A 20,739-nucleotide genomic window follows, 5' to 3' on the forward strand; every position below is an offset into this window, starting at 1 on the left:
ACGTGGGCGATGCCGGTCAGATCCGGGCTTCGCCGATCCGGCGCAGCGTCTCCTCGATGTCGGCCTTGGACACGTCGCGGTGCGCCACGAAGCGGATCCGGCCCTCCATCGGAACCGCCAGCACCCCTACCGCGGCCAGGCGTCGCAGCGTGAGCTGCACGTCGGGGACCGCCGCGAGCAGGATGTTGGTCTGCGGGGCGGTGATCTCCCAACCCAGCTCGACCAGGCCTTCGGCGAGCGCGCGGGCCTTGTCGTGGTCCTCGGCGAGCGTTTCGATGCGGTCCAGCGCGACGAGCCCGGCCGCGGCCAGCACCCCGCCCTGCCGGACCCCACCGCCGAGCATCTTGCGCACCCGGCGAGCTTCGGTGATGAACTCCGCGCTGCCCGCGACGACGGAGCCGACCGGCGCGCCGAGACCCTTGCTCAGGCAGGCCTGCACGCTGTCGACGCCGACGGTCAACGCGGCTGGCGGCACCCCGAGGGCGACCGAGGCGTTCCAGATCCGGGCGCCGTCGAGGTGCACCCGCAGACCGCTGTCGCGGGCTGCCGCCACCAGTTGGGCGTGCTCGTGCGGCGGCAGCACCGCACCGCCCGCGCCGTTGTGCGTGTTCTCCAGGCACAGCAGCGTGGTGCGCAGCATGTCGTAGCCGGTGTTGGCGTCGGCCTGCGCGCGCACCACGTCGGCCGTCGGGCGGCCCGGCCCGGCGGTCCACTCCAGCGGCTCGGGCATGCCACCGGCCAGCCAGGCGGCCGTGCCGAGTTCGTGGTTGAGCACGTGCGCGGCGTGCGGCGCGAGGAATCGGTCGCCGCGCTTAAGGTGGAGCATCAGGGCGATCAGGTTGCCCATCGTGCCACTGGGCACCCACAGCGCGGCAGCGGTGCCGAGCAGCCCAGCGGCACGTTCCTCCAGCGCACGCATCGTCGGGTCGTGGTCGAGCACGTCGTCGCCGACTTCAGCGGCAGCCATGGCCGCGGACATCTGCTCGTCGGGACGCGTGACCGTATCTGAGCGGAGGTCGATCGGTGCCATGTTGGTCACGAACAGATCACACCACATCCACACCGGGTTCAGGCAATGGCCCTGCGGACACCGATGTGCCGACTGCGGTATCAATCACAGGGTGGATCGCCGGGCACGATGCGTGCAACGGTTGGTGCCGGGGATCCCGTCCCACAGGTGCAGGCACGGACGAGCGGAGAGTTCCGCGTGGACCAACGCGAAGAGCAGGAGTTCGCGGAGTACTTCGTGGCTCGGCGGGAGGCGGTGCGTCGAATGGCGTACATGATGTGCGGTGATTGGCACCGCGCGGACGATCTCGCCCAGACCGCGTTCATCGCGCTGCACCGGCATTGGCGGAAAGTTCGCGACAAAGGCGCGCTGGACGCCTACGTGCGCCGCACACTGACCCGTGCGGTGATCGACGAGTCCCGGCGGCCGTGGCGGCGGGAGCACGCCGCGGAGGTGCTGCCGGACCGTCCGGCGGACTCGCCGGACGTGGATTCCTCGGTGGCCACCAGGCAGACCCTGCTAGCGGGGTTGCAGAAGGTGCCGCCGAAGCAGCGCGCGGTCCTGGTGCTGCGATTCCTGGAGGGGCTGGACGTCGCGGGGGTCGCGGCGGTCATGCGGTGCAGCGAGGGAAACGTCAAGAGCCAGTGCGCCCGGGGGTTGGCGGCGTTGCGCGAGGCGCTGGGCGACGAGCTCGGCGACCTGCGGTCGGCGTGAGGAGGTGCGGGTAGGTGGACGAGCGCAAGCTCGAAGAGCTGTTTCGTGATTCGGTGCGGTCCGTTCCTCCAGCCTCGTTCGACGAGCAGGACGTGGCACGGGCGTCGCGGCGGATCACGGCGCGTCGCCGGGTGGCGGCGGTGGGGGGAACAGTGGTCGCCGCAGCGGTGCTGGTGGGCGGCATCGGGGTGGGCACCGGCCTGTTCACGCCGTCGAGCAGCACCGTCGCGAGCCATTCGGGGCAGGAGACCGCGCCGATCACCCCGCGAACCGACGGGCCGGGCGTGCTGGAGAACCGCGGCGGGTCGTGCGGACCGGACGCGCAGCTCGCGGCCGCGGTGACCAGGCAGTTGCCGGAGGCCGCCGGGACGGCCCCGGTCGCGGCCAGCCCGTGCCCCTCGGGTGCCAAGTCGGCGTCCTTCCAGCTGCGCGACGGGAGTTCGGTGGGCAGCGTCACGGTGATCGTGAGCCCGGTGGGCGCGGTTGCGCCGGATCAGGCCAAGCCCGGTGACCTGCGGCGCCCGGACGGCACCGAGCAGTCGGTCCGACAGGCGCGCAGCGGCAAGCTGATCGTGGTGCTCAGCGACCCGGAGGCGGGGTCCCCGGCGGCGCCCTTCGGCGCCCGGCTCGCCTCGATCGCGGGTGGTCTGGCCGCCCAGTTCTGATCGGTTCGGCAACGTTCGCGAGTCGTTGGGCGGCAACGGCCGTCAGCGAAGTCTTGGCGCCTGACCTGTGGAAACGCTGAAGCGTGGTGTCGTCCCGCACTGGAACGGTACAGATGTACCAAATTATTGGTACGTTAGTACTAGTTCTGCTGGTGGATAAGAGGGAAGGACGTCCGGCGATGATGGCCTGGATCATCCTGATGGTCTCGGGAGTGTTCGAAGCGGGCTGGGCGATCTCGCTCAAGCTCTCGCACGGCTTCAGCCGACTGATTCCGACGGTCTCGTTCCTGGTCCTGGCCGCGGTGAGCTTCGCGGGCCTGGCCTACGCGATGCGGGTGCTGCCCGCCGGCCCGGCGTACGCGGTGTGGACCGGTATCGGCGCGGCCTTGACCGCTGTCGTCGGCATGGTGTGGCTGGGCGACGGCTTCTCGGTGCTCAAGCTGGTCTCGATCGTGCTGATCGTCGCCGGTGTGATCGGCCTGAACCTCTCCGGCGTCGGCCACTGAACCAACGCCGGTCGAAACGCGGTTGCGCATCGCGAAAATCCAACGTGGGCTTCCGGTGGTGGAGACGAATCTCAGCGGTAACCACCTCGTGGCCGCCGACGCATAGGATCGACAGGTATGACAGCGGCCAGTACCCCGAAGGGCGAGCGGCGACGGCAGGCATTGGTACTGGCCGCCGCGCAGCTGCTGGCCGAGGGCGGCTTCGACGCGGTGCGGCACCGCGCGGTCGCCGAACGCGCCGGTCTGCCGCTGGCCTCCACCACCTACTACTTCTCGTCGCTGGACGACCTGATCAGCGCCGCGGTCGAACACGAGGCGCGGCAGGAGCTCGCCAGAGGCCGGGCCCGGCTGGACGAGCTCGCCGAACAGCCCCGCAGCACCGCCGCGGTGATCGAGCTGATGCTCGACCTGCTGCTGGGCACCGGATCGCGCGATGGCGGCGCCGAGCCGGTGCTGCTGCGCTACGAGCGGCTGGTCGGCTCGCCGCGCCGCCCCTACCTGGCGCCGCTGATGCGCGAGCTCGGCGCCGAACTGCACGATCTGCTGGCCGAGATCTTCGCCCGCAGCGATATGGACGTCAGCCACGACCGGCTGCTCGAACTGATCGCGCTGGTGGACGGCGCGGTGGTGAACGCGCTGATCGAAAGCGATCCCGACCCGCGCGGCGCGGCCCGTCGGATGCTGCGCTCTCAGCTCGGCTGAGCCACCCGGTACAGCCGGGCGTACGAACCGTCGGCGGCGAGCAGTTCGGCGTGGCTGCCGAGCTCGACGATGCGGCCGTCCGACATCACGGCCACCTGGTCGGCGCTGCGCGCGGTGTGCAGCCGGTGCGCGATCGCGATCACCGTTCGGCCGTTGAGCAGCGTCGAAACCGACCGCTCCAGCTCGCGGGAGGTGATGTTGTCCAGCAGCGAGGTCGCCTCGTCGAGGACCACGGTGTGCGGATCGGCGAGCAGCACCCGCGCCAGCGCGAGCTGCTGGGCGCGCGCCGCCGGAACCGGCTGGCCGCCGGGGCCGAGCACGGTGTTCAGGCCGTCGGGAAGCGCCGCCACCCACTCCAGCAGACCGACGGTCCCGAGCGCATCGGTCAGCTGGTCGTCGGTCAGTTCGTGATCCGACAGGGTGAGGTTTTGCCGCAGCGGGCAGGCGAACACGTGCTGTTCCTGGGTCAGCAGCACCACTTGGCGGCGCAGCTGCTCGGTGGACAGCTCGGTGAGTTCGGTGCTGCCGAAGGCGACCGACCCGGAGTCCGGTCGGCTGATCCCGGCGATCAACCGGCCGAGCGTGGACTTCCCGGCGCCGGAGGGACCGACGATGACCAACCGCGCTCCGGCTGGCACGGCCAGGTCGATGCCGTGCAGGACCTCCCGGTCCGGGCGGTAGGAGAAGCGCACGTCGCGGAGGACGAGATCGCGCTGCCCGTCGGTGTCGGCGCGGCGCGGCGAATCGTCGGCCGCCGGGGCCTCGCGGACGCCGAGGATCCGTTGCAGCGCCGTGTGGCCGACCTGCAGCTCTTCCAGCCACATGAACAGCTCGTCGAACGGATTCGCCATCGCCTGGGCGTAGAGCACCACGGTGGTGATCGTGCCGAGGTCGGCGATGCCCGCCTGGTAGGCCCAACCGCCGATCAGCAGGATCGCGGCGATCGGCAGCACGTACGACAGCTCCAGGCACGGCAGCCACATGGTGAGCAGGAACCGGTCCCGCTTCTCGGCGGCCACCGCGCGGCCGAGCACCTGCTCGTTGCGCGCGATGCGGCGCCTGCCCAGCCGCAGGGCCGCGACGGTTCGGGCGCCTTCGACGGATTCGTGCATGCTGGACTGCACGTCCGCCCAGTTCGCCATGATCCGCCGGATGACGGGCAGCGAACGCGGGTAGTACCACCGCGTGCTGAACACCATCAGCGGCACCGCGACGAGCATTCCGCAGGCCAGCAGCGGCGCGGTCAGGACCATCGCGGTGCCGGTCAGGGCCACCGCGGTCAGCGCCGTGGTGATCTCGGGGACGGCACTGCGGACCGTGTGGTCGAGGCGGTCGACATCGGTGGTGGCGCGGCTGAGCAGGTCACCGCTACCCGCGGCCTCGACGGTGCCCAGCGGCAAGCGCAGCGCGTGACCGACCATGCCTTCGCGCGATTCCGCCAACAGGTGCTCGCCGAGCAACGCCGCCCGCACCCGCGCGGCGCGCACCAGCAGCGCCTGCACCACGAGGATCACCAGGAACACCCCGGCGAGCAGGTCCACCCGCTCGGTCGTGGTGCCGGTGAGCACGCCGTCGACGAGGACGCCGAGCACCTGCGGGCCGACCAGCCCGACGAGCGTCGCCACGCCGTACAGCAGCAGCATCGCGGCGAAGCGGCGGCGGTGCATCAGCAGCGTGCGCCACATCCAGCGGCGAACCGCGGCCGCGTCGGCCAGCGGCAATCTGGTGGTCACGTCGTCGCTCCCGCTTCCAGCACCCGGTCGGCGACCGCGGCCCACAGCGGGCTCTGGCTGAACACCACCGTGGTTCGGCCGCGCCGGAACTCCTTGACCCGTTCGGCGATTCGCGCCTCGGTGTGCGCGTCGACCGCCGAGGTCGGCTCGTCCAGGACCAGCACGTCCGCGTCCGCGCAGAGCGCGCGGGCCAGCAGCAGGCGTTGCCGCTGGCCACCGGAGAGCGAGCGGGCCCGTTCGTCCAGCACTTCGTCGGTCGGCAGCGCCGAGAGCGCTTCGTGAGCGTCGGCGGCGTGCAGGGCGCGTTCGAGGTCCACCCCGCGGCCCAGGTCGAGTTCGGCGCGAGCCGGTCCGGAGAACAGCAGATCTTGGTTGTGCGCCAACACGATTCGACGACGCAGCTCATCCGGTTCGACGTCGGCCAGCGGCACGCCACCGGCGCGCACCTGCCCGGCGAGGCGTTCGGCGAGCGCCTCGGCCTGCTCGCCCGCGTCGATCACGGTGAGTTCGGCCGCCGGGATCCGCAGTCCGGTGGATTCGTCGAACAGCTCCAGCGGGCCGGGCGGCAGCCGCTTCGGCCGCTCCGGCGGCGCCGGTTCGGGAGCCAACCGCAGCAGGGCCCGGGCGCGACCGGCCGCGACCAGCGCCGAGGCCCACGCGTAGGACGTCTCGGTCGCGGTGCGCACCGGGATCACCAGGTACGCCGACACGCCGTAGAACGCGATGAGTTGGCCGACGCTGATCGTCCCGTCGAGCGCCAGCCGCGCGCCGAGCCAGGTCACCAGCACCGTGACCATGCCAGGCAGCAGGATCTCCGCACCGGCCAGCCAAGCCTCGATCCGCCCGGCGGCCACCCCGGCTTCCCGGACCTGCCGACTGGCGGCCACGAACCGCGCGTGGAAGCGGGATTCGCCACCGATGCCGCGCAGGATGCGCAGCCCGGACACGATGTCCGCGGCCTGGGCGCTGACCTGGCCCAGCCGTTCCCGATGGGTCTCCTCGCGGCGGCGCAGCGGGCGCAGCAGCGGGCCGATGCCCACCGTCGCCAGCGGCACGCCGATCAGCACCACGACGCCCATGATCGGCGAGATCCAGAGCACCACGATCGCGGCCACCGCGAACGACACCAGCGAGCCGGTCGCCCGGCCGATCACCTCGAAGAACCCGCCGATGCGGTAGATGTCCGATGCGCCGACCGCGACCACCTCACCGGCCCGGACCTTGCGCGTCAGCGTGCCGCCGAGGCGCACCACGTGCGCCAGCACGACCCGCTGCGCGCTCGCCGTGCCGTGCAGCCAAAGCGTGTGCGAGGCCCAGTTCAGGATGCCCGCGGCGAGCATCTGCGCGGCACCGAGACCGAGCACCACCAGCACCCAGCGCAGCAGCGCACCGCTGTCGTGGTTGCGGATCCCGGCGTCGATCGCCGCACCGACGACCAGCGGCAGCAGCGCCGTCGGCAGCATCCACAACGCACCGGAGATCGTCGCGAGGGTCAGCAAGCCGGGCCGTTGCGCCAGCAAAGACCACAGGAATCGGGATGAACTGCTCGGTGCCATAGCGGCACCGACGCTAGTTCAACGGCCCGTCGCGCGGCGACCGATTTTTACCGACGGGCGCGGTGCGTCAGAAGTCCCAGGTTATTTCCGAGAAAGCGGAGTCGGTCGCTTTCCGCGCGCATTCCGGGCATTTGTCGGTGATCGGTTTGGTGCTCGGCTCCCGGCCGCTCGGGGTGGGCTGCGGAACTTTCAGCCGGACGTCGCACAGGGACGGTATTTGCTGACCTGCGTACACGGCGCCGGGGCGAAGCGTGGTGGCATGCCGCACGATGCAACCTGAGCCGACGATCCAGAACACGTCCTGCCCTTCATCGCGGAAGACGTCGCTGATCATCCGTTCGAATCCCTTTGTTCGCGCCATTCGATGTGCACCAACGATATGTTCACCTTTTGGGCGCGTCCAGCATCCGTTGGATTATTTAGGTTTGAATTAATGTGCGTCGCGGCGCGGGGCGGTCCGCCTGCCGGACGGTCGGTCGGTGCCCGGGGGCGGGCTGGACCTGGTGGGTGCCGCCAGCGAGGATGCCGTCATGGCGACTTCCACCGGCAGCACGCTGACCCACCTCGAATGCACCTACTGCGGACAGACCTACGACGCGGACGTACCCCACCGGTTGTGCACCGAATGCGAAAAGGTGCTCTACCCGCGCTACGACCTGACGAAGGTCACCCTCGGGCCGGATGACCTCGCGTCCCGCGAGTCGACCATGTGGCGGTACCGCGAGCTCCTGCCGATCCGCGACCACGAGAACATCGTCAGCCTCGGCGAAGGCTTCACCCCGCTGCTGACCGCGCCGAAGCTCGCCGCATCGCTCGGGATCGCCGACGTCCGCATCAAGGACGAGGGCCAGAACCCGACCGGGAGCTTCAAGGCCCGCGGCATGTCGGCCGCGGTGTCCCGCGCTCGTGAGCTCGGCGCGGCTGCTGTCGCCGCCCCTTCGGCGGGCAACGCGGGCGGTGCGCTCGCCGCCTACGCGGCCCGCGCCGGACTTGCCGCCGGTGTTGTGATGCCCGTCGACTGCCCGCGCATCAACCAGGTCGAGGCGGTGGTTTCCGGCGCCGACACCTGGCTGGTCGAAGGGTTGATCGACGACGCCGGAAAGCTGGTCAAGACGAGTTCGGCGGCGCGCGGCTGGTTCGACGTGTCCACCCTCAAGGAGCCCTACCGCGTCGAGGGCAAGAAGACGCTCGGCTACGAACTGGCCGAACAGCTCGGCTGGGAACTGCCGGACGTGGTGATCTACCCGACCGGCGGCGGCACCGGCCTGGTCGGCATGTGGAAGGCGTTCGCCGAACTGGAGGCGCTCGGCTGGATCGGTGCCAAGCGGCCCCGCATGGTGGTGGTCCAGGCCGAGGGCTGCGCGCCGATCGTGCGCGCCCACGACACCGGTGAGCGGCACGCGCCGCGCTGGGAGGACGCGACCACCGACGCCAGCGGCCTGCGCGTGCCGGTCGCGGTGGGCGACTACCTGATCCTCGACGCGGTGCGCGCTTCCGGTGGCACCGCGGTGTCGGTGTCGGAGGAGGAGATGCGCGCGGCCACCCGGGAGATGGCGACGGCCGAGGGCGTCTACCCGGCGCCGGAGGGCGCGGCGACGCTGGCCGCGCTGCGGCGGCTGCGCAGCAGCGGCGCGGTGCACGACGCGGACCGCGTCGTGCTGTTCAACACCGGAGCGGGCCAGAAATACCCGGACTTCGTCCCCGCCGACCTCCCGCTGATCCCCGCCGACTCCCCGCTCTGGGACACCGGTCTCTGAGCACCCGGCGCGACGGCGACTTCGTGAGGTCACCGCAACGCCGCTGAGAATGGTCCGTTCGCTGAGATCTGCTGCGGCGAACGGACCTTTTCGTCGTCTGCTCGCTGATGTCGCCGGTCCGCGTGCAACCCCAGCCGGTCCGCTCCCGTACTCAAGCGGTGGTAGCGCGGAAAGGGGACAAGCTCTATGCGGGCCGAACAGGAACAGGAGTTCCGCGAGTTCGCCGGGGAACGTGCGCTGTGGTTGCGCCGCTCGGCGTACCTGCTGTGCGGTGACTGGCACCTCGCCGAAGACCTCGTCCAGAACACTCTTCTCAAGCTCTACCGGGCGTGGCGGCGAATAGATCGCTCCACAGTGGACGCCTATGCGCGCAAGGCACTGCTCCGGGTGTGGCTCGACGAAAGCCGCCGCCCGTGGCGGCGCGCGGAACGGCGCGACGGTTCGCTGCCGGACACCGGTGACGGCACCGCCGATCCGGCCGAGTCGGGCCTGCGCGCATGGGACCGGGACCTGGTGCTGCGCGCGTTGTCCGAGGTCCCGCCCAAGCAGCGGGCAGTGCTCGTCTTGCGCTACTGGGAGGACCTGCCGACCGCCGAGGTCGCCGCCGCGCTCGGGTGCGCCGAAGGCACGGTCAAGAGCCAGGCGTCGCGCGGACTGGAGAACCTGCGCGCGGCGATCGCCAGGACCGATCCCGACCTGGCCCACGCGACTACGAGGAGGAGCCAGTGATGCAGGAAGAACTGCTGCGCGAGGGAATGCGGGCCGCCGTGGCGGACGAACCACCACTCGGCTTCGGCCCGAACGACTTGGTCGCCGAGGCCAGGCGCAGGCAGCGCAGGCGCCGCGCCATGATCGGCGCAGTAGTCGCCACCCTGGTCGTGGTCGTCGGCGCCGCCACCGCGCCGAGCATGCTGCACACCATGACGGTCCCGCCCGCGTCCCCGCCGCAGGTCGCGGTGCCCGAACCGATCGGTTGGGCACCGACGGGAATGGTTCCGTTGCGGCTGACCGACCAGCAACTGGTCGCCGAGGGCGAACGGATCAAGGGGTACCTGGCCGAAGCTGTTCCCGAGGTGGTGCCCGCCGTCCGCGACTTCACCACCGAACCTGGGGCCAAACCCGGTCTCGGGCTTGGGCTGAGGACCAGTCCACCGGCAGAGGTCTACGTGAGTGCCGCGTTCGCCAGGACGGTCGAGGCAGTGCCGGGGAAAGCCGTATCGGTGGAGTTGGCAGTGCGCGTGTTCGCGCCGGGCTCGGTCGAACGCTCGCCTGCGCAAGCATGTGGTACCCCGCTTTTTCGCGTGATCCTGCAATGCGCGCAGCACGTCCAAGCCGACGGGTCCGTCGTCGTGGACAGCGTTGCCACCATGGAAGACGGTCGTTACCCGCCGAGCCACGTCGTCCACCACTTCAGAGCTGATGGCACGCTCGTGGTGGCCACCGCCTCGCACTTCAGCGACGGTGAACTGCGGAGGATGTACGCGATGACCCAGCCGCCGATGGACTCGCCTGAACTCATCGCACTGGCCACCGATCCCCAGCTCGCACTGCGACCCTGAGCTGCGCCACCACCCACGGTCGGCGGGAGCGTTCGCGCTGCCGCCGACCGGGTGGGCCGAACGGGTGCACCCCGCCGGTATCCTGGCTGTTCGTGACGGTCAAGCCCAGCATTCCGAACGTCCTCGCCGCCCGGTACGCCTCGCCCGAGCTGGTCGAGCTGTGGTCGCCGCAGCACAAGATCGTCTTGGAGCGCCGGTTGTGGCTCGCGGTGCTGCGCGCCCAAGCCGACCTCGGCGTCGAGATCCCCGAGCGGGCGGTGGCCGACTACGAGCGGGTGCTGGAGCAGGTCGACCTGGACTCCATCGCCGACCGCGAGCGGATCACCCGGCACGACGTCAAGGCGCGCATCGAGGAGTTCAACGCCCTCGCTGGTCATGAGCAGATCCACAAGGGCATGACCTCGCGGGATCTCACCGAGAACGTCGAGCAGCTGCAGATCCGCCGCAGCCTGGAGCACGTCCGGGACCGCGCGGTCGCCGTCCTGGCGCGACTGGGCAAGCTCGCCGGTGAGTACGGCGAGCTGGTCATGGCTGGGCGCTCGCACAACGTCGCGGCGCAGGCGACCACGCTCGGCAAGCGCTTCGCCACCGCCGCCGACGAGCTGCTCGTCGGCTTCCACCGGCTGGAGGAACTGCTCGCGCGCTATCCGCTGCGCGGCATCAAGGGCCCGGTCGGCACCGCCCAGGACATGCTCGACCTGCTCGGCGGCGACACCGCGAAGCTCACCGAGCTGGAGCGCCGCGTCGCCGGTCACCTCGGCTTCGGCCGGACGCTGACCAGCGTCGGCCAGGTCTACCCGCGCTCGCTGGACTTCGAGGTGCTCACCGCGCTCGTCCAACTCGCCGCCGCACCGTCCAATGTGGCCACCACGATCCGGTTGATGGCCGGGCACGAGCTGGTGACCGAGGGCTTCAAGCCCGGCCAGGTCGGCTCCAGCGCGATGCCGCACAAGATGAACACCCGCTCCTGCGAGCGGATCAACGGGCTCGCGGTGGTGCTGCGCGGCTACCTCTCGATGGTCGGCGAGCTGGCCGGCGACCAGTGGAACGAAGGCGACGTGTCCTGCTCCGTGGTGCGTCGGGTGGCGCTGCCGGATGCGTTCTTCGCCTTCGACGGGCTGTTGGAGACGTTCCTGACCGTGCTCGACGAGTTCGGCGCGTTCCCGGCCGTCATCGCCCGCGAACTCGACCGCTACCTGCCGTTCCTGAGCACCACCAAGGTCCTGATGGCGGCGGTGCGGGCCGGTGTCGGTCGCGAGACCGCGCACGAGGCGATCAAGGAGAACGCGGTGGCCGTCGCGCTGGACATGCGCGAGCAGGGCGCGCAGCGCAACGACCTCCTGGACCGCCTGGCCACCGACGACCGCCTACCACTGGACCGCGCCCAACTGGACGCCCTGCTGGCGGACCGCCTCGCCTTCACCGGCGCAGCGGCCGCCCAGGTCGGCGACGTGGTGGCCGAGATCGAGAAGATCACCACCCGCCACCCCGAAGCAGCCACCTACCACCCCACCGACATCCTCTGACCCACCCCAGTACTCGTTCGGTTCGGAGTCGCCCGATCAGTGGGTGGGGGTGGGGTGCCGGTTGTTCGGGTCATTGCCAGTGGGCGTTGAAGAAGTCCAGTTCGCGGCGGGTTGCCTGCTGGAACAGGCGGAGGCAGCGGGCCCGGTCGCGTTCGTCGAGATCGGCGCCCACCCGGTCCAGTTCCCGGCACAGCCACTGCACCCAGCCCTGGAAGTCGGGGTTGTTGTGCAGCGCGATCCACTCGGCGTGCACGAAGTTCTCCGGCAGCGCGGCCGGCGCGCGCATCGCCCACTCCAGGTAGGCCCACTCCGCGACGGTCAGCACCGTCAGCACCTCGGCGTAACTGCCGCGCGCGTTGGTGTCCCGCATCAGCTCCCGGAACGCCACGGTCGCCTCGTCCAACTTCGGGTGCACCCGGTCCGACTCGCCAACCCCCAACGCGTCGAAAGCGCGCTGGAAGTAGGTGTTCTCCTCGCTGGTGATCACGGCGATGCTGCCCGCGATCGCCAGCCGCGACGAGTAGCGGTCGGCCCTGGCCAGCCCGGCACCGAGCAGCGCCAGGAAGTCGTCCACGAACTGGTAGTCCTGCACCAGGTAGGAACGCATCGAATCGACCGGGACCAGCCCGTCGAACAGGCCCTGGGCGAACGGGTGGGTGACGACCGCCGTCCAGTCGGGCTCGCTGCGCTGGCGGAGCCAGTCGGTGAATGTCTCGGTCACGGAATCCTCCTGTGCGCCGGATGGGCCATGCCGGGTTCATACCACCGGCCCGGCCCGCGTGCGGGTACCCGACTCCTGGTGCGAGACAATCTCGCACGTGGTTGCACTCGCCGATTACCCCCAGATCGCGGCAGGCAAGGTTCGCCAGCTGCACGCCGTGGACGACGAACACCTGCTGCTGGTGGCCTCCGATCGCATGTCGGCTTACGACCACGTGCTCGAAACGCCGATCCCGGACAAGGGCCGGGTGCTGACCGCGATGAGCGTGTTCTGGTTCGAGCTGCTCGCCGATGTCATGCCCAACCACCTGGTGGCCGCCGACGACCCGCGGATCCCCGGCGAGGTGCGCGGTCGCGCGCTGCTGGTGCGTCGGTTGGAGATGCTGCCGGTGGAGTGCGTGGCGCGCGGATACCTCACCGGCTCCGGGCTCGCCGACTACCAGCGCACCGGTGCGGTGTGCGATGTGCGGCTGCCGGACGGGCTCACCGAGGCGTCCCAGCTGCCGGAGCCGATCTTCACCCCGGCGACCAAGGCCGCGATCGGCGACCACGACGAGAACGTCAGCTTCGCGGAGGTGGCCGCGCAGGTCGGCGCGGAACGCGCCGCGCAGCTGCGGGATCTGACGTTGCGGGTGTACCGGCGGGCCGCGGAGCACGCGCGCGGGCGCGGCGTGATCGTCGCGGACACCAAGTTCGAGTTCGGCCTCGCCGCGGACGGTTCCCTGGTGCTCGGGGACGAGGTGCTCACCCCGGACTCGTCGCGGTACTGGCCAGCGGACGAGTACGAGCCGGGCAAGGTGCAGGCGTCGTTCGACAAGCAGTTCGTGCGCAACTGGCTGACCTCGGCGGCTTCCGGTTGGGATCGCGCGGCGGACACCCCGCCGCCCCCGCTGCCCGCCGACATCATCGCCACCACCCGCGCTCGCTACATCGAGGCCTACGAGCGGATCACCGGTCGCGCCTTCGCCGACTGGCTGGCGCCGACGGAGTAAGCAGGCGCGGCGTGCTCGGGAGGGAAATCCCGGACAACCACTCACGTGCTGCTTTCGCCCGGTGGGGGTAGGCATCGGCGTGTCGGCGTCCCGATGTGCCCGGGCGTGTCGAAGGTGACGGCGTGGAGGTTCGCCGGATTTGCGCCGAGGGGACACCTGGCGGTCAGGTCTTGGACACCCGGACCAGGCCAAATGAGGCACCGTGAGCACGCCGCTCGTGGTGTCCCTGTCCGGGCTGGGCCACCGGGTGTTGGACCAGTGCGCGGACTTCGCCGCGGACCTGGACCGTCGCCAGGTCCCGCTGTCCCTGCTGATCGCGCCGCGCCCGGACCACCTCGCAGCGCGCGGCGCGCAGTCCCCGGTGCTGCACTGGCTGGCCGAGCGCCTGGCGCGGCAGGACGCCGTGAGCATGTACGGCTTCGCCCGGGTTTCGCCAGGACTGCGAGCCCGCCTCGCACCGGCCGCGCGGCTTCCGGCGCACGAAGCGGGGCTGCGCCTGGTGGCGGCTTCGGCCGTGCTGGAGCAGGTCGGTTTGCGGACCGACGTCTTCATCCCGCCGCGCTGGCTGGCCTCGCCGGGCACGGTGACCGCGTTGCAGCGTCGCGGTTTCGCGGTCTGCGCCGACGCGATGGCGGTGCGGGAACTCGCGACGGGTCGGGTGCACCGGGCTCGGATCCGGATGCTCGGTCCCGGCGAGCGCGCCGAGCCGTGGTGGTGCCGGGCGCTCGTGCTGGGGGTCGGTCGGGCGGCCCGCCGCGGCCGGTTGGTCCGGCTCGCGGTGGATGCCGCTGAACTGCGCAAGCCCGGTGCGCGGCAGGCGATTCTGGATGCCGTCGACCTGGCGCTGCACCACGGCGCGCGGCCGGTCACCTATGCCGCGTTCGCCCGCCGATCGGCGTCGGCGGACCGCGAAAGCGGATGAAGATCCCTTCATTCGAGCTTCAGGGCTGCCTCACGATCGGCATCGATGCTGGTTGTCATCAGGGAGAAAGCCCAGCGAGCGAAAGACGGGAACCATGCGGAACACGAAGCGGACCTGGTTGGTGGCGGCAGCGGCGGTGACCTTGGTGGGCCTCGGCGGCACCGGAGTCGCGCTCGCCTCCGGCCCCGGCGCGAACCCAGCCCCGATCGGACCGTCCCAACCAGCCTCGACCGACCTGCCCCTGGCCCCCCAACCAGCGCTGACGTGCGTCGACGACGACCGGTTCGACGACGACGCCGATGACCGCTTCGACGATGCGGACGACCGCTTCGACGACTGCGACGACCAGTTCGGCACGGACGACCAGTTCGACGACCGGTTCGACGACGACTTTGACGACCGGGATGACCACCTGGACGACCAGCACGACGACCACCGCGACGACGTGTACGACGACGACCGCTTCGACGGCTGAACACGTCCACTGGCGCCGGACGCACCGGGCCGAATCCGGCCGCATCTCTGCGCTCTTGTGCCGGTGCTCAGCGGTTTCGCGCGAAATTGACGCTTCCCGTGGGGAGTGGGTGGCGATTTCGCGCGAAATCGCCCGCAGCGCCCTCCCGGTGCACGCCGGGAGGGCGCCAGCGGTCGTGCCGGGTCAGATGGTGGTTCGGGTGCCTTTGGTGAGGACGTCGACGGTGGTGTCCTTCGGACCGAGCTGCTCGAACATGCGGTAGTGCATCTGCGGCATCGCGAGCACCGCTTCGTGGATCGGCACCGCCGCTCGCGGCGCCACCGCGCGCAGGAAGTCGACCGCTTCGGAGAGCTTCAGCCACGGTGCCCCGGTCGGCAGGCCGAGCACGTCGACCCGCTGTTCCGGCACGAAGAACGAATCGCCCGGGTGGTAGAAGGCGCCGTGGTCGACGATGAAGCCGATGTTGTCGACCACCGGGATGTCCGGGTGGATCACCGCGTGCGACCCGCCGACCACGTTGACCGCCGCGCCGCCGAGCTCCAGCGACTCACCGGCTCGCGCGGTGGTGGCCGACAGCCCCTTCTCGGCGATCGCCGGAACCGAACCCGGGTCGGCCACCAGGCGGGCGTTCGGGTTGGCCGCGAGCAGGGCGGGCAGCCGGTCGAGGTCGAGGTGGTCGAGGTGCTGGTGCGTGATCAGCACGGCGTCGAGGTCGCGGAGGTCCTCGAAGTCCGCGGAGAACGCGCCGGGATCGATCAGCAGCCGAGCCGAATCGGTCTCGACCAGCACGCACGCGTGTCCGAAGTGGGTGATCTGCACGGTGATTCCTCCTCGAAGTGCCAGAACTCCTCAACTCTCGCACGCCCCGACGGCATGCTCAGCCGGTGCTGCGGCCGCCACGAGCGCGCCGAAGGTCACCGAGGCCGCTGGCGCGTGGCGAGCAGGTCGGCCTCCTCGGCGGGGTTGAGACCGGCCCGGCGTTCCCGGTCCAGGCCGAGGTCGCGCTCGGTCGCCAGGGTCGCCGACACCGTCTCGGCGATCGGCCGGATGCGCAGCCCGGCGTCCAGGGCGGGACTCGCGTCGTGCGAGACGACGCCGTGGTGGCTCGCCGGTAGCCACAGCGGCAACGACTTCGGTCCGCTCCACGGCTGCACGCCCGCCCCGGTCAGCGCTTCCGGTGCGACCGCCACGAGTTCGGTGCCCGGTGGCGCTACCACCTCGGCGATCCCTTCGAGCAGCGCGCCCAACGCGGTGGTCGGGCCGACCGAGTCGAAGGTTCCGGCGGTGCGTTGCTCCGCCGCGGTCACGATCCAGGCCGCCAGGTCGCGCACATCGGTGTGCTGGATCGGCTGGTCCGGGGTGTCGGGTACGAGCACCCGGCCGCCTCGTGAGATGCGCGTCGGCCAGTACCCGAACCGGTCCGAGCGGTCGTCGGGCCCGCTGATCAGACCGGGGCGCAGCACGAAAGCCCGGTCGCCGACGGCGTCGCGCACCGCGTTCTCGCAAGCCACCTTGATGCCGCCGTAGGACTCGGGCGTGCTGACGTCATCGGAGTCCGTGATCGGGTCCAGCAACTGCCCATCGGTGCTCTGACCAATCGTTTCGTTGTCCGCGTAGACGTTGATGGTGGACACGAAACTCCAGTGCCCGGCCGTCGGCCCCAGCGCGTCGAGCGCGTCCCGCACCCAGCGGAAATTCCGCGCCACATCGACGACCGCGTCGAATCGTTCGCCCGCCAGCGCGCCGAGCCCCTGCCCCCGGTCGCGAGGTATCAGCTTCGCGCCGTCGGGCACGGCGCCGCTCGAACCGCGGGCGGCGCAGCAGACGTCGTGTCCGCGCCGAACCGCCTCGGCCGCCACCGCGTTGCCCAGGAAAACCGTTCCGCCCAGTACCAGCATTCGCATACCGGCACACTGCTCCCAGCCGCCCCGACACCGCGAGCGTTCTCGCTACCGGTGAACGAGCCCGCGAGTGCGCCGAGGCGCCGGAGCGCCCCGACGCACTCGCGGGCCGCACTACTTGATCACGCTGATCGTCATCGTCGGGCCAGCGCCACCGCCGACGCGGGTGTGCACGACGTAATCGCCGGGCGCGATGTCGGCGATGGTGGCCACCGCCTCGGCGTAGCCGTCGCGGTCGGTCACGATCTGGGCGAGGCCCTCGTCCGCGCCGACCGGGTGCTCGCCGTTGCGCACGAACGCGGCCGACGAGATCCAGTTGACTCCCTCCAGACCGTGGTCCAGGCGCATGACCAGCGTGTTGCCCGGCCGCACCTGCGACTTGTCGGCGGTCAGCCTGGGCTGTTCGGCGGGCGCGACGGCGGCCGGTTCGGTGCTCGGCGCCGCCATCGCCGGAACCGTCGTGGTCAGCGCCAGACCGGCGAGCAGTCCAGCGGCCATCAGCGTCTTGAATGTGCGCATCGGTATGCGTTCCCCTCAGTGACTTCCGATCAAGGCGGGGCTTCGGGTGCCCCGGTCGTAATAGACGTCCGACGAGCCAGAGGTTTAGACAAATCGACGCAAATGTGGGGCACAACACAGATCGTCGAGGTCGTGGTGAGCCACGCCGCACCCGAGACCCCTGGCGGACCGGGTGAATTCCCAGCTCAGTTACGCTTTGCCAGTACTGCTGGCCTTCCGCCGGGACCCGGCGGATCTGCACGGAAACCGGGAGCAGCCCCCGTGGCCCGAGTCGTTGTCGACGTCATGCCGAAGCAGGAGATCCTCGACCCGCAGGGACAGGCGGTGGCGAACGCGCTGCCCCGGCTCGGGTTCGACGGCATCACCGAAGTCCGCCAGGGGAAGCGTTTCGAGCTGGAGGTCGCCGACGACGTCGACGACGACACGCTCGCCAAGATCGCCGAGACGCTGCTGGCCAACCCGGTGATCGAGGACTGGACCGTGCGCCGGGTGGAAGCATGAGCGCGAAGATCGGCATCATCACCTTCCCCGGCACCCTCGACGACGTCGACGCCGCCCGCGCCGTGCGCCGCGCGGGCGCCGAATCGGTCGCCCTCTGGCACGCCGACCACGACCTGCGCGGAGTCGACGCGGTGGTCGTGCCCGGCGGCTTCTCCTACGGCGACTACCTGCGCTGCGGCGCGATCGCCAAGTTCGCCCCGGTGATGACCGAGGTGGTGGCGGCGGCCCGCGGGGGCATGCCGGTGCTCGGGGTCTGCAACGGGTTCCAGATCCTGTGCGAGTCCGGGCTGCTGCCCGGCGTGCTGACCCGCAACGCGGGCCTGCACTACGTCTGCCGCGACCAGTGGTTGCGGGTGGAGAACAACACCAGCGCCTGGACCGCCCGCTACGACGCGGGCGCCGAGCTGCTGATCCCGATCAAGCACGGCGAGGGCAACTACATGGCCGACCCGGCCGTCCTCGACGAGCTGGAAGGCGAAGGCCGGGTGCTGTTCCGCTACACCGGCGAGAACCCGAACGGCTCGCAGCGCGACATCGCGGGCATCACCGACGCGCGCGGACGGGTCGCGGGCATGATGCCGCACCCGGAGCACGCGATCGACCCGTTGACCGGTCCCACCGACGACGGCCTCGGCATGTTCCTGTCCGTTCTGGATGCACTGGTGGCAGCGTGAGCAACTTGGTGAAGGTCGATAGCGTCGACCACGCGAAGTCCACACCGGAGGTCGCCCAGCCGTTCCGCGAGCTGGGTCTCAAGGACGACGAGTACGCCCGGATCCGGGAGATCCTGGGCCGCCGACCCACCGAGGCCGAGTTGGCCATGTACTCGGTGATGTGGAGCGAGCACTGCTCCTACAAGTCGTCGAAGGTGCACCTGAAGTACTTCGGCGAGACCACCACCGACGAGATGCGCGAGAAGATGCTCGCGGGCATCGGCGAGAACGCGGGTGTGGTCGACATCGGCGACGGCTGGGCGGTCACCTTCAAGCTGGAGAGCCACAACCATCCGTCCTACGTGGAGCCCAACCAGGGTGCGGCCACCGGGGTCGGCGGCATCGTCCGCGACATCATGGCGATGGGCGCCCGCCCGGTCGCGGTGGCCGATCCGCTGCGCTTCGGCCCGGCCGACGCACCGGACACCAAGCGGGTGCTGCCCGGTGTGGTCGCCGGGGTCGGTGGCTACGGCAACTGCCTGGGGCTGCCGAACATCGGCGGCGAGGTCGTCTTCGACGAGTCCTATGCGGGCAACCCGCTGGTCAACGCAATGTGCGTGGGTGTGATGAAGGTCGAGGACCTGCACCTGGCGCACGCCAGCGGCACCGGCAACAAGATCATCCTGTTCGGGGCGCGCACCGGGCTGGACGGCATCGGCGGCGTTTCGGTGCTGGCGTCGGAGACCTTCGACGGCGACGAGAGCGGCACCGGTCGCAAGAAGCTGCCCAGCGTGCAGGTCGGCGATCCGTTCGCCGAGAAGGTGCTCATCGAGTGCTGCCTGGAGCTGTACCGCGCGGGACTGGTCGTGGGCATCCAGGACCTCGGCGGCGCGGGCCTGTCCTGCGCCACCTCGGAGCTGGCCTCCGCCGGTGACGGCGGCATGCGGGTCGACCTGGACCAGGTTCCGCTGCGCGCCACCGGGATGAACGCCGCGGAGATCCTCTCCAGCGAGTCGCAGGAGCGGATGTGCGCGGTCGTCGATCCGTCCAATGTGGACGACTTCATGGCGGTCTGCCGGAAGTGGGACGTCACCGCGACGGTCATCGGTGAGGTCACCGACGGCGAGAACCTGGAGATCTACTGGCAGGGCGAGCTCGTGGTGGACGTGCCGCCGCGCACCGTCGCGCACCAGGGGCCGGTGTACGAGCGGCCGGTCCAGCGCCCCGCCGAGCAGGACCTGATCGTGGCGGACGACGCGAACACGCTGGCCCGTCCGTCCACTCCGGACGAGCTGCGGGAAACCATCCTGCGGATGGCGGCGTCGCCGAACCTGTGCTCCCGCGCGTGGGTCACCGACCAGTACGACCGGTACGTGCGCGGCAACACCGTGCTCGCCCAGCCGTCCGACGGTGGTGTGCTGCGCATCGACGAGAAGACCGGGCGCGGCATCGCGGTCGCCACCGACTGCAACGCCCGCTACACCCGGCTGGACCCGTACGCGGGCGCGCAACTGGCGCTCGCCGAGGCCTACCGGAACGTGGCGACCACCGGTGCCACGCCGGTGGCGGTCACCAACTGCCTGAACTTCGGTTCGCCGGAGGATCCGGCTGTGATGTGGCAGTTCCAGCAGGCGGTGCGCGGCCTGGCGGACGGCTGCCAGGAGCTGGGCATCCCGGTGACCGGGGGCAACGTCAGCTTCTACAACCAGACCGGCGCGACGCCGATCCTGCCGACCCCGGTGGTCGGCGTGCTCGGCACCATCGACGACGTGACCCGTCGCATCCCGACCGGCATCGGCGGCGAGGAAGGCGAAACGCTGCTGCTGCTCGGCGAGACCCGCGAGGAGTTCGGCGGCTCGGAGTGGGCGCGCGTCACCCACGGCCACCTCGGCGGCACCCCGCCGAAGGTAGACCTGGCACGCGAGAAGCTCCTGGCGGAGATCCTGGTCGCGGGCTCCCGCGACGGCATGATCTCCGCGGCGCACGACCTCTCCGAAGGCGGCCTGGCCCAGGCGCTCCTGGAGACGGCGCTGATCGGCGAGTGCGGTGCCCGAGTGGTCCTGCCGGAGGGCGCGGACCCGTTCGTCTGGCTGTTCTCCGAATCCGCCGGTCGAGTCCTGGTCGCGGTCCCGCGCACCGAAGAACTCCGCTTCACGGACATGTGCACGGCCCGCCAACTCCCATGGGCCAAGATCGGCGTAGCCGACGCAGGCGCCCAGTCCCTGGACATCCAAGACGTAACCGACATCCCCCTCCCCGAACTCCGAGAAGCCTGGGAAGCCACCCTCCCCAACCTCTTCGGGTGATTTTGAACCGAGTGAAGGGCACC

At 70.6% G+C, this 20,739-nt stretch carries 22 protein-coding genes; 14 read left to right on the top strand and 8 right to left on the bottom strand.

What is annotated here, in order from left to right:
• Window positions 1–16: 16 nt before the first annotated feature.
• The gene (locus tag ACTWQN_RS12875) at window positions 17–1,030 is read right to left on the bottom strand and encodes a threonine aldolase family protein (RefSeq protein ID WP_443203783.1); all 1,014 of its coding nucleotides are present in this window, start codon (window positions 1,028–1,030) and stop codon (window positions 17–19) included.
• 177 nt (window positions 1,031–1,207) lie between these two features.
• Between ACTWQN_RS12875 and ACTWQN_RS12880 the strand changes: the two genes are divergently transcribed.
• From ACTWQN_RS12880 to ACTWQN_RS12895, 4 genes are all read left to right on the top strand, one after another.
• Window positions 1,208–1,723, top strand: coding sequence for a SigE family RNA polymerase sigma factor (locus tag ACTWQN_RS12880; RefSeq protein WP_443203655.1), 516 nt, complete (start codon window positions 1,208–1,210; stop codon window positions 1,721–1,723).
• A gap of 14 nt (window positions 1,724–1,737) precedes the next feature.
• Window positions 1,738–2,388, top strand: a complete 651-nt coding sequence (locus ACTWQN_RS12885; protein ID WP_443203656.1) for a hypothetical protein — start codon at window positions 1,738–1,740, stop codon at window positions 2,386–2,388.
• Window positions 2,389–2,570: 182 nt separating this feature from the next.
• On the top strand, window positions 2,571–2,894 hold the full coding sequence (locus tag ACTWQN_RS12890; RefSeq protein ID WP_443203784.1) for a DMT family transporter: 324 nt from the start codon (window positions 2,571–2,573) through the stop codon (window positions 2,892–2,894).
• A 117-nt stretch (window positions 2,895–3,011) separates the two neighbouring features.
• Window positions 3,012–3,596: a TetR/AcrR family transcriptional regulator gene (locus ACTWQN_RS12895; RefSeq protein WP_443203657.1), complete on the top strand. Its 585-nt coding sequence runs from the start codon at window positions 3,012–3,014 to the stop codon at window positions 3,594–3,596.
• Here the strand turns inward: ACTWQN_RS12895 and ACTWQN_RS12900 are convergent.
• The 3 genes from ACTWQN_RS12900 to ACTWQN_RS12910 form a co-directional block, all read right to left on the bottom strand.
• On the bottom strand, window positions 3,584–5,281 hold the full coding sequence (locus ACTWQN_RS12900; RefSeq protein ID WP_443203785.1) for an ABC transporter ATP-binding protein: 1,698 nt from the start codon (window positions 5,279–5,281) through the stop codon (window positions 3,584–3,586). The genes ACTWQN_RS12895 and ACTWQN_RS12900 overlap by 13 nt on opposite strands.
• A 44-nt stretch (window positions 5,282–5,325) precedes the next feature.
• Window positions 5,326–6,885 carry an ABC transporter transmembrane domain-containing protein gene (locus ACTWQN_RS12905; protein WP_443203658.1) on the bottom strand — a complete coding sequence of 520 codons (1,560 nt, stop codon included), beginning with the start codon at window positions 6,883–6,885 and terminating at the stop codon, window positions 5,326–5,328.
• 67 nt (window positions 6,886–6,952) lie between these two features.
• Entirely contained in the window at window positions 6,953–7,219 is a 267-nt protein-coding gene (locus ACTWQN_RS12910) for a hypothetical protein (RefSeq protein ID WP_443203659.1), read from the bottom strand.
• Between the two features lie 196 nt (window positions 7,220–7,415).
• Between ACTWQN_RS12910 and ACTWQN_RS12915 the strand changes: the two genes are divergently transcribed.
• From ACTWQN_RS12915 to purB, 4 genes are all read left to right on the top strand, one after another.
• Complete coding sequence (locus ACTWQN_RS12915; RefSeq protein ID WP_443203660.1) at window positions 7,416–8,642, top strand: threonine synthase; 1,227 nt, start codon at window positions 7,416–7,418, stop codon at window positions 8,640–8,642.
• 186 nt (window positions 8,643–8,828) lie between these two features.
• A complete protein-coding gene (locus ACTWQN_RS12920; RefSeq protein ID WP_443203661.1) occupies window positions 8,829–9,371 on the top strand; it encodes an RNA polymerase sigma factor in 543 nt (180 codons plus the stop codon).
• Entirely contained in the window at window positions 9,371–10,201 is an 831-nt protein-coding gene (locus tag ACTWQN_RS12925) for a hypothetical protein (RefSeq protein WP_443203662.1), read from the top strand. The genes ACTWQN_RS12920 and ACTWQN_RS12925 overlap by 1 nt, the downstream gene beginning before the upstream one ends.
• 92 nt (window positions 10,202–10,293) lie before the next feature.
• Window positions 10,294–11,727: an adenylosuccinate lyase gene (gene purB, locus ACTWQN_RS12930; protein ID WP_443203663.1), complete on the top strand. Its 1,434-nt coding sequence runs from the start codon at window positions 10,294–10,296 to the stop codon at window positions 11,725–11,727.
• A gap of 70 nt (window positions 11,728–11,797) precedes the next feature.
• Here purB and ACTWQN_RS12935 read toward each other — a convergent pair whose 3' ends face one another.
• Window positions 11,798–12,448, bottom strand: a complete 651-nt coding sequence (locus ACTWQN_RS12935; protein WP_443203664.1) for a TenA family protein — start codon at window positions 12,446–12,448, stop codon at window positions 11,798–11,800.
• A gap of 97 nt (window positions 12,449–12,545) precedes the next feature.
• On the opposite strand from ACTWQN_RS12935, the gene ACTWQN_RS12940 reads away from it, so the two are divergent.
• The 3 genes from ACTWQN_RS12940 to ACTWQN_RS12950 all read left to right on the top strand — a co-directional run bounded on the left by ACTWQN_RS12940 (window position 12,546) and on the right by ACTWQN_RS12950 (window position 14,836).
• Window positions 12,546–13,439 (top strand): phosphoribosylaminoimidazolesuccinocarboxamide synthase, encoded by an 894-nt coding sequence (locus tag ACTWQN_RS12940; protein WP_443203665.1) that lies wholly within the window; start codon window positions 12,546–12,548, stop codon window positions 13,437–13,439.
• A 202-nt stretch (window positions 13,440–13,641) separates the two neighbouring features.
• Window positions 13,642–14,361, top strand: a complete 720-nt coding sequence (locus ACTWQN_RS12945) for a DUF2334 domain-containing protein (RefSeq protein WP_443203666.1) — start codon at window positions 13,642–13,644, stop codon at window positions 14,359–14,361.
• A 94-nt stretch (window positions 14,362–14,455) separates the two neighbouring features.
• Window positions 14,456–14,836 carry an ATPase gene (locus ACTWQN_RS12950; protein WP_443203667.1) on the top strand — a complete coding sequence of 127 codons (381 nt, stop codon included), beginning with the start codon at window positions 14,456–14,458 and terminating at the stop codon, window positions 14,834–14,836.
• 183 nt (window positions 14,837–15,019) lie between these two features.
• On the opposite strand, the gene ACTWQN_RS12955 is transcribed toward ACTWQN_RS12950, so the two are convergent.
• The 3 genes from ACTWQN_RS12955 to ACTWQN_RS12965 form a co-directional block, all read right to left on the bottom strand.
• Window positions 15,020–15,655, bottom strand: coding sequence for an MBL fold metallo-hydrolase (locus ACTWQN_RS12955; RefSeq protein WP_443203668.1), 636 nt, complete (start codon window positions 15,653–15,655; stop codon window positions 15,020–15,022).
• A gap of 95 nt (window positions 15,656–15,750) precedes the next feature.
• Complete coding sequence (locus ACTWQN_RS12960) at window positions 15,751–16,740, bottom strand: NAD-dependent epimerase/dehydratase family protein (RefSeq protein WP_443203669.1); 990 nt, start codon at window positions 16,738–16,740, stop codon at window positions 15,751–15,753.
• A gap of 111 nt (window positions 16,741–16,851) precedes the next feature.
• The gene (locus ACTWQN_RS12965) at window positions 16,852–17,256 is read right to left on the bottom strand and encodes a hypothetical protein (RefSeq protein ID WP_443203670.1); all 405 of its coding nucleotides are present in this window, start codon (window positions 17,254–17,256) and stop codon (window positions 16,852–16,854) included.
• A gap of 261 nt (window positions 17,257–17,517) precedes the next feature.
• Between ACTWQN_RS12965 and purS the strand changes: the two genes are divergently transcribed.
• The 3 genes from purS to purL are packed head-to-tail and all read left to right on the top strand — an operon-like array spanning window position 17,518 to window position 20,716.
• Window positions 17,518–17,757, top strand: a complete 240-nt coding sequence (gene purS, locus ACTWQN_RS12970) for a phosphoribosylformylglycinamidine synthase subunit PurS (protein WP_010312709.1) — start codon at window positions 17,518–17,520, stop codon at window positions 17,755–17,757.
• On the top strand, window positions 17,754–18,431 hold the full coding sequence (purQ, locus tag ACTWQN_RS12975) for a phosphoribosylformylglycinamidine synthase subunit PurQ (protein ID WP_443203671.1): 678 nt from the start codon (window positions 17,754–17,756) through the stop codon (window positions 18,429–18,431). Before purS ends, purQ begins: the two co-directional genes overlap by 4 nt.
• Window positions 18,428–20,716 (top strand): phosphoribosylformylglycinamidine synthase subunit PurL, encoded by a 2,289-nt coding sequence (gene purL, locus ACTWQN_RS12980; RefSeq protein WP_443203672.1) that lies wholly within the window; start codon window positions 18,428–18,430, stop codon window positions 20,714–20,716. The genes purQ and purL overlap by 4 nt, the downstream gene beginning before the upstream one ends.
• The last annotated feature ends 23 nt before the right edge of the window (window positions 20,717–20,739 follow it).

The sequence above is a fragment of the Saccharopolyspora antiqui genome, from assembly GCF_052246905.1.
Taxonomy (GTDB): Bacteria; Actinomycetota; Actinomycetes; order Mycobacteriales; family Pseudonocardiaceae; genus Saccharopolyspora.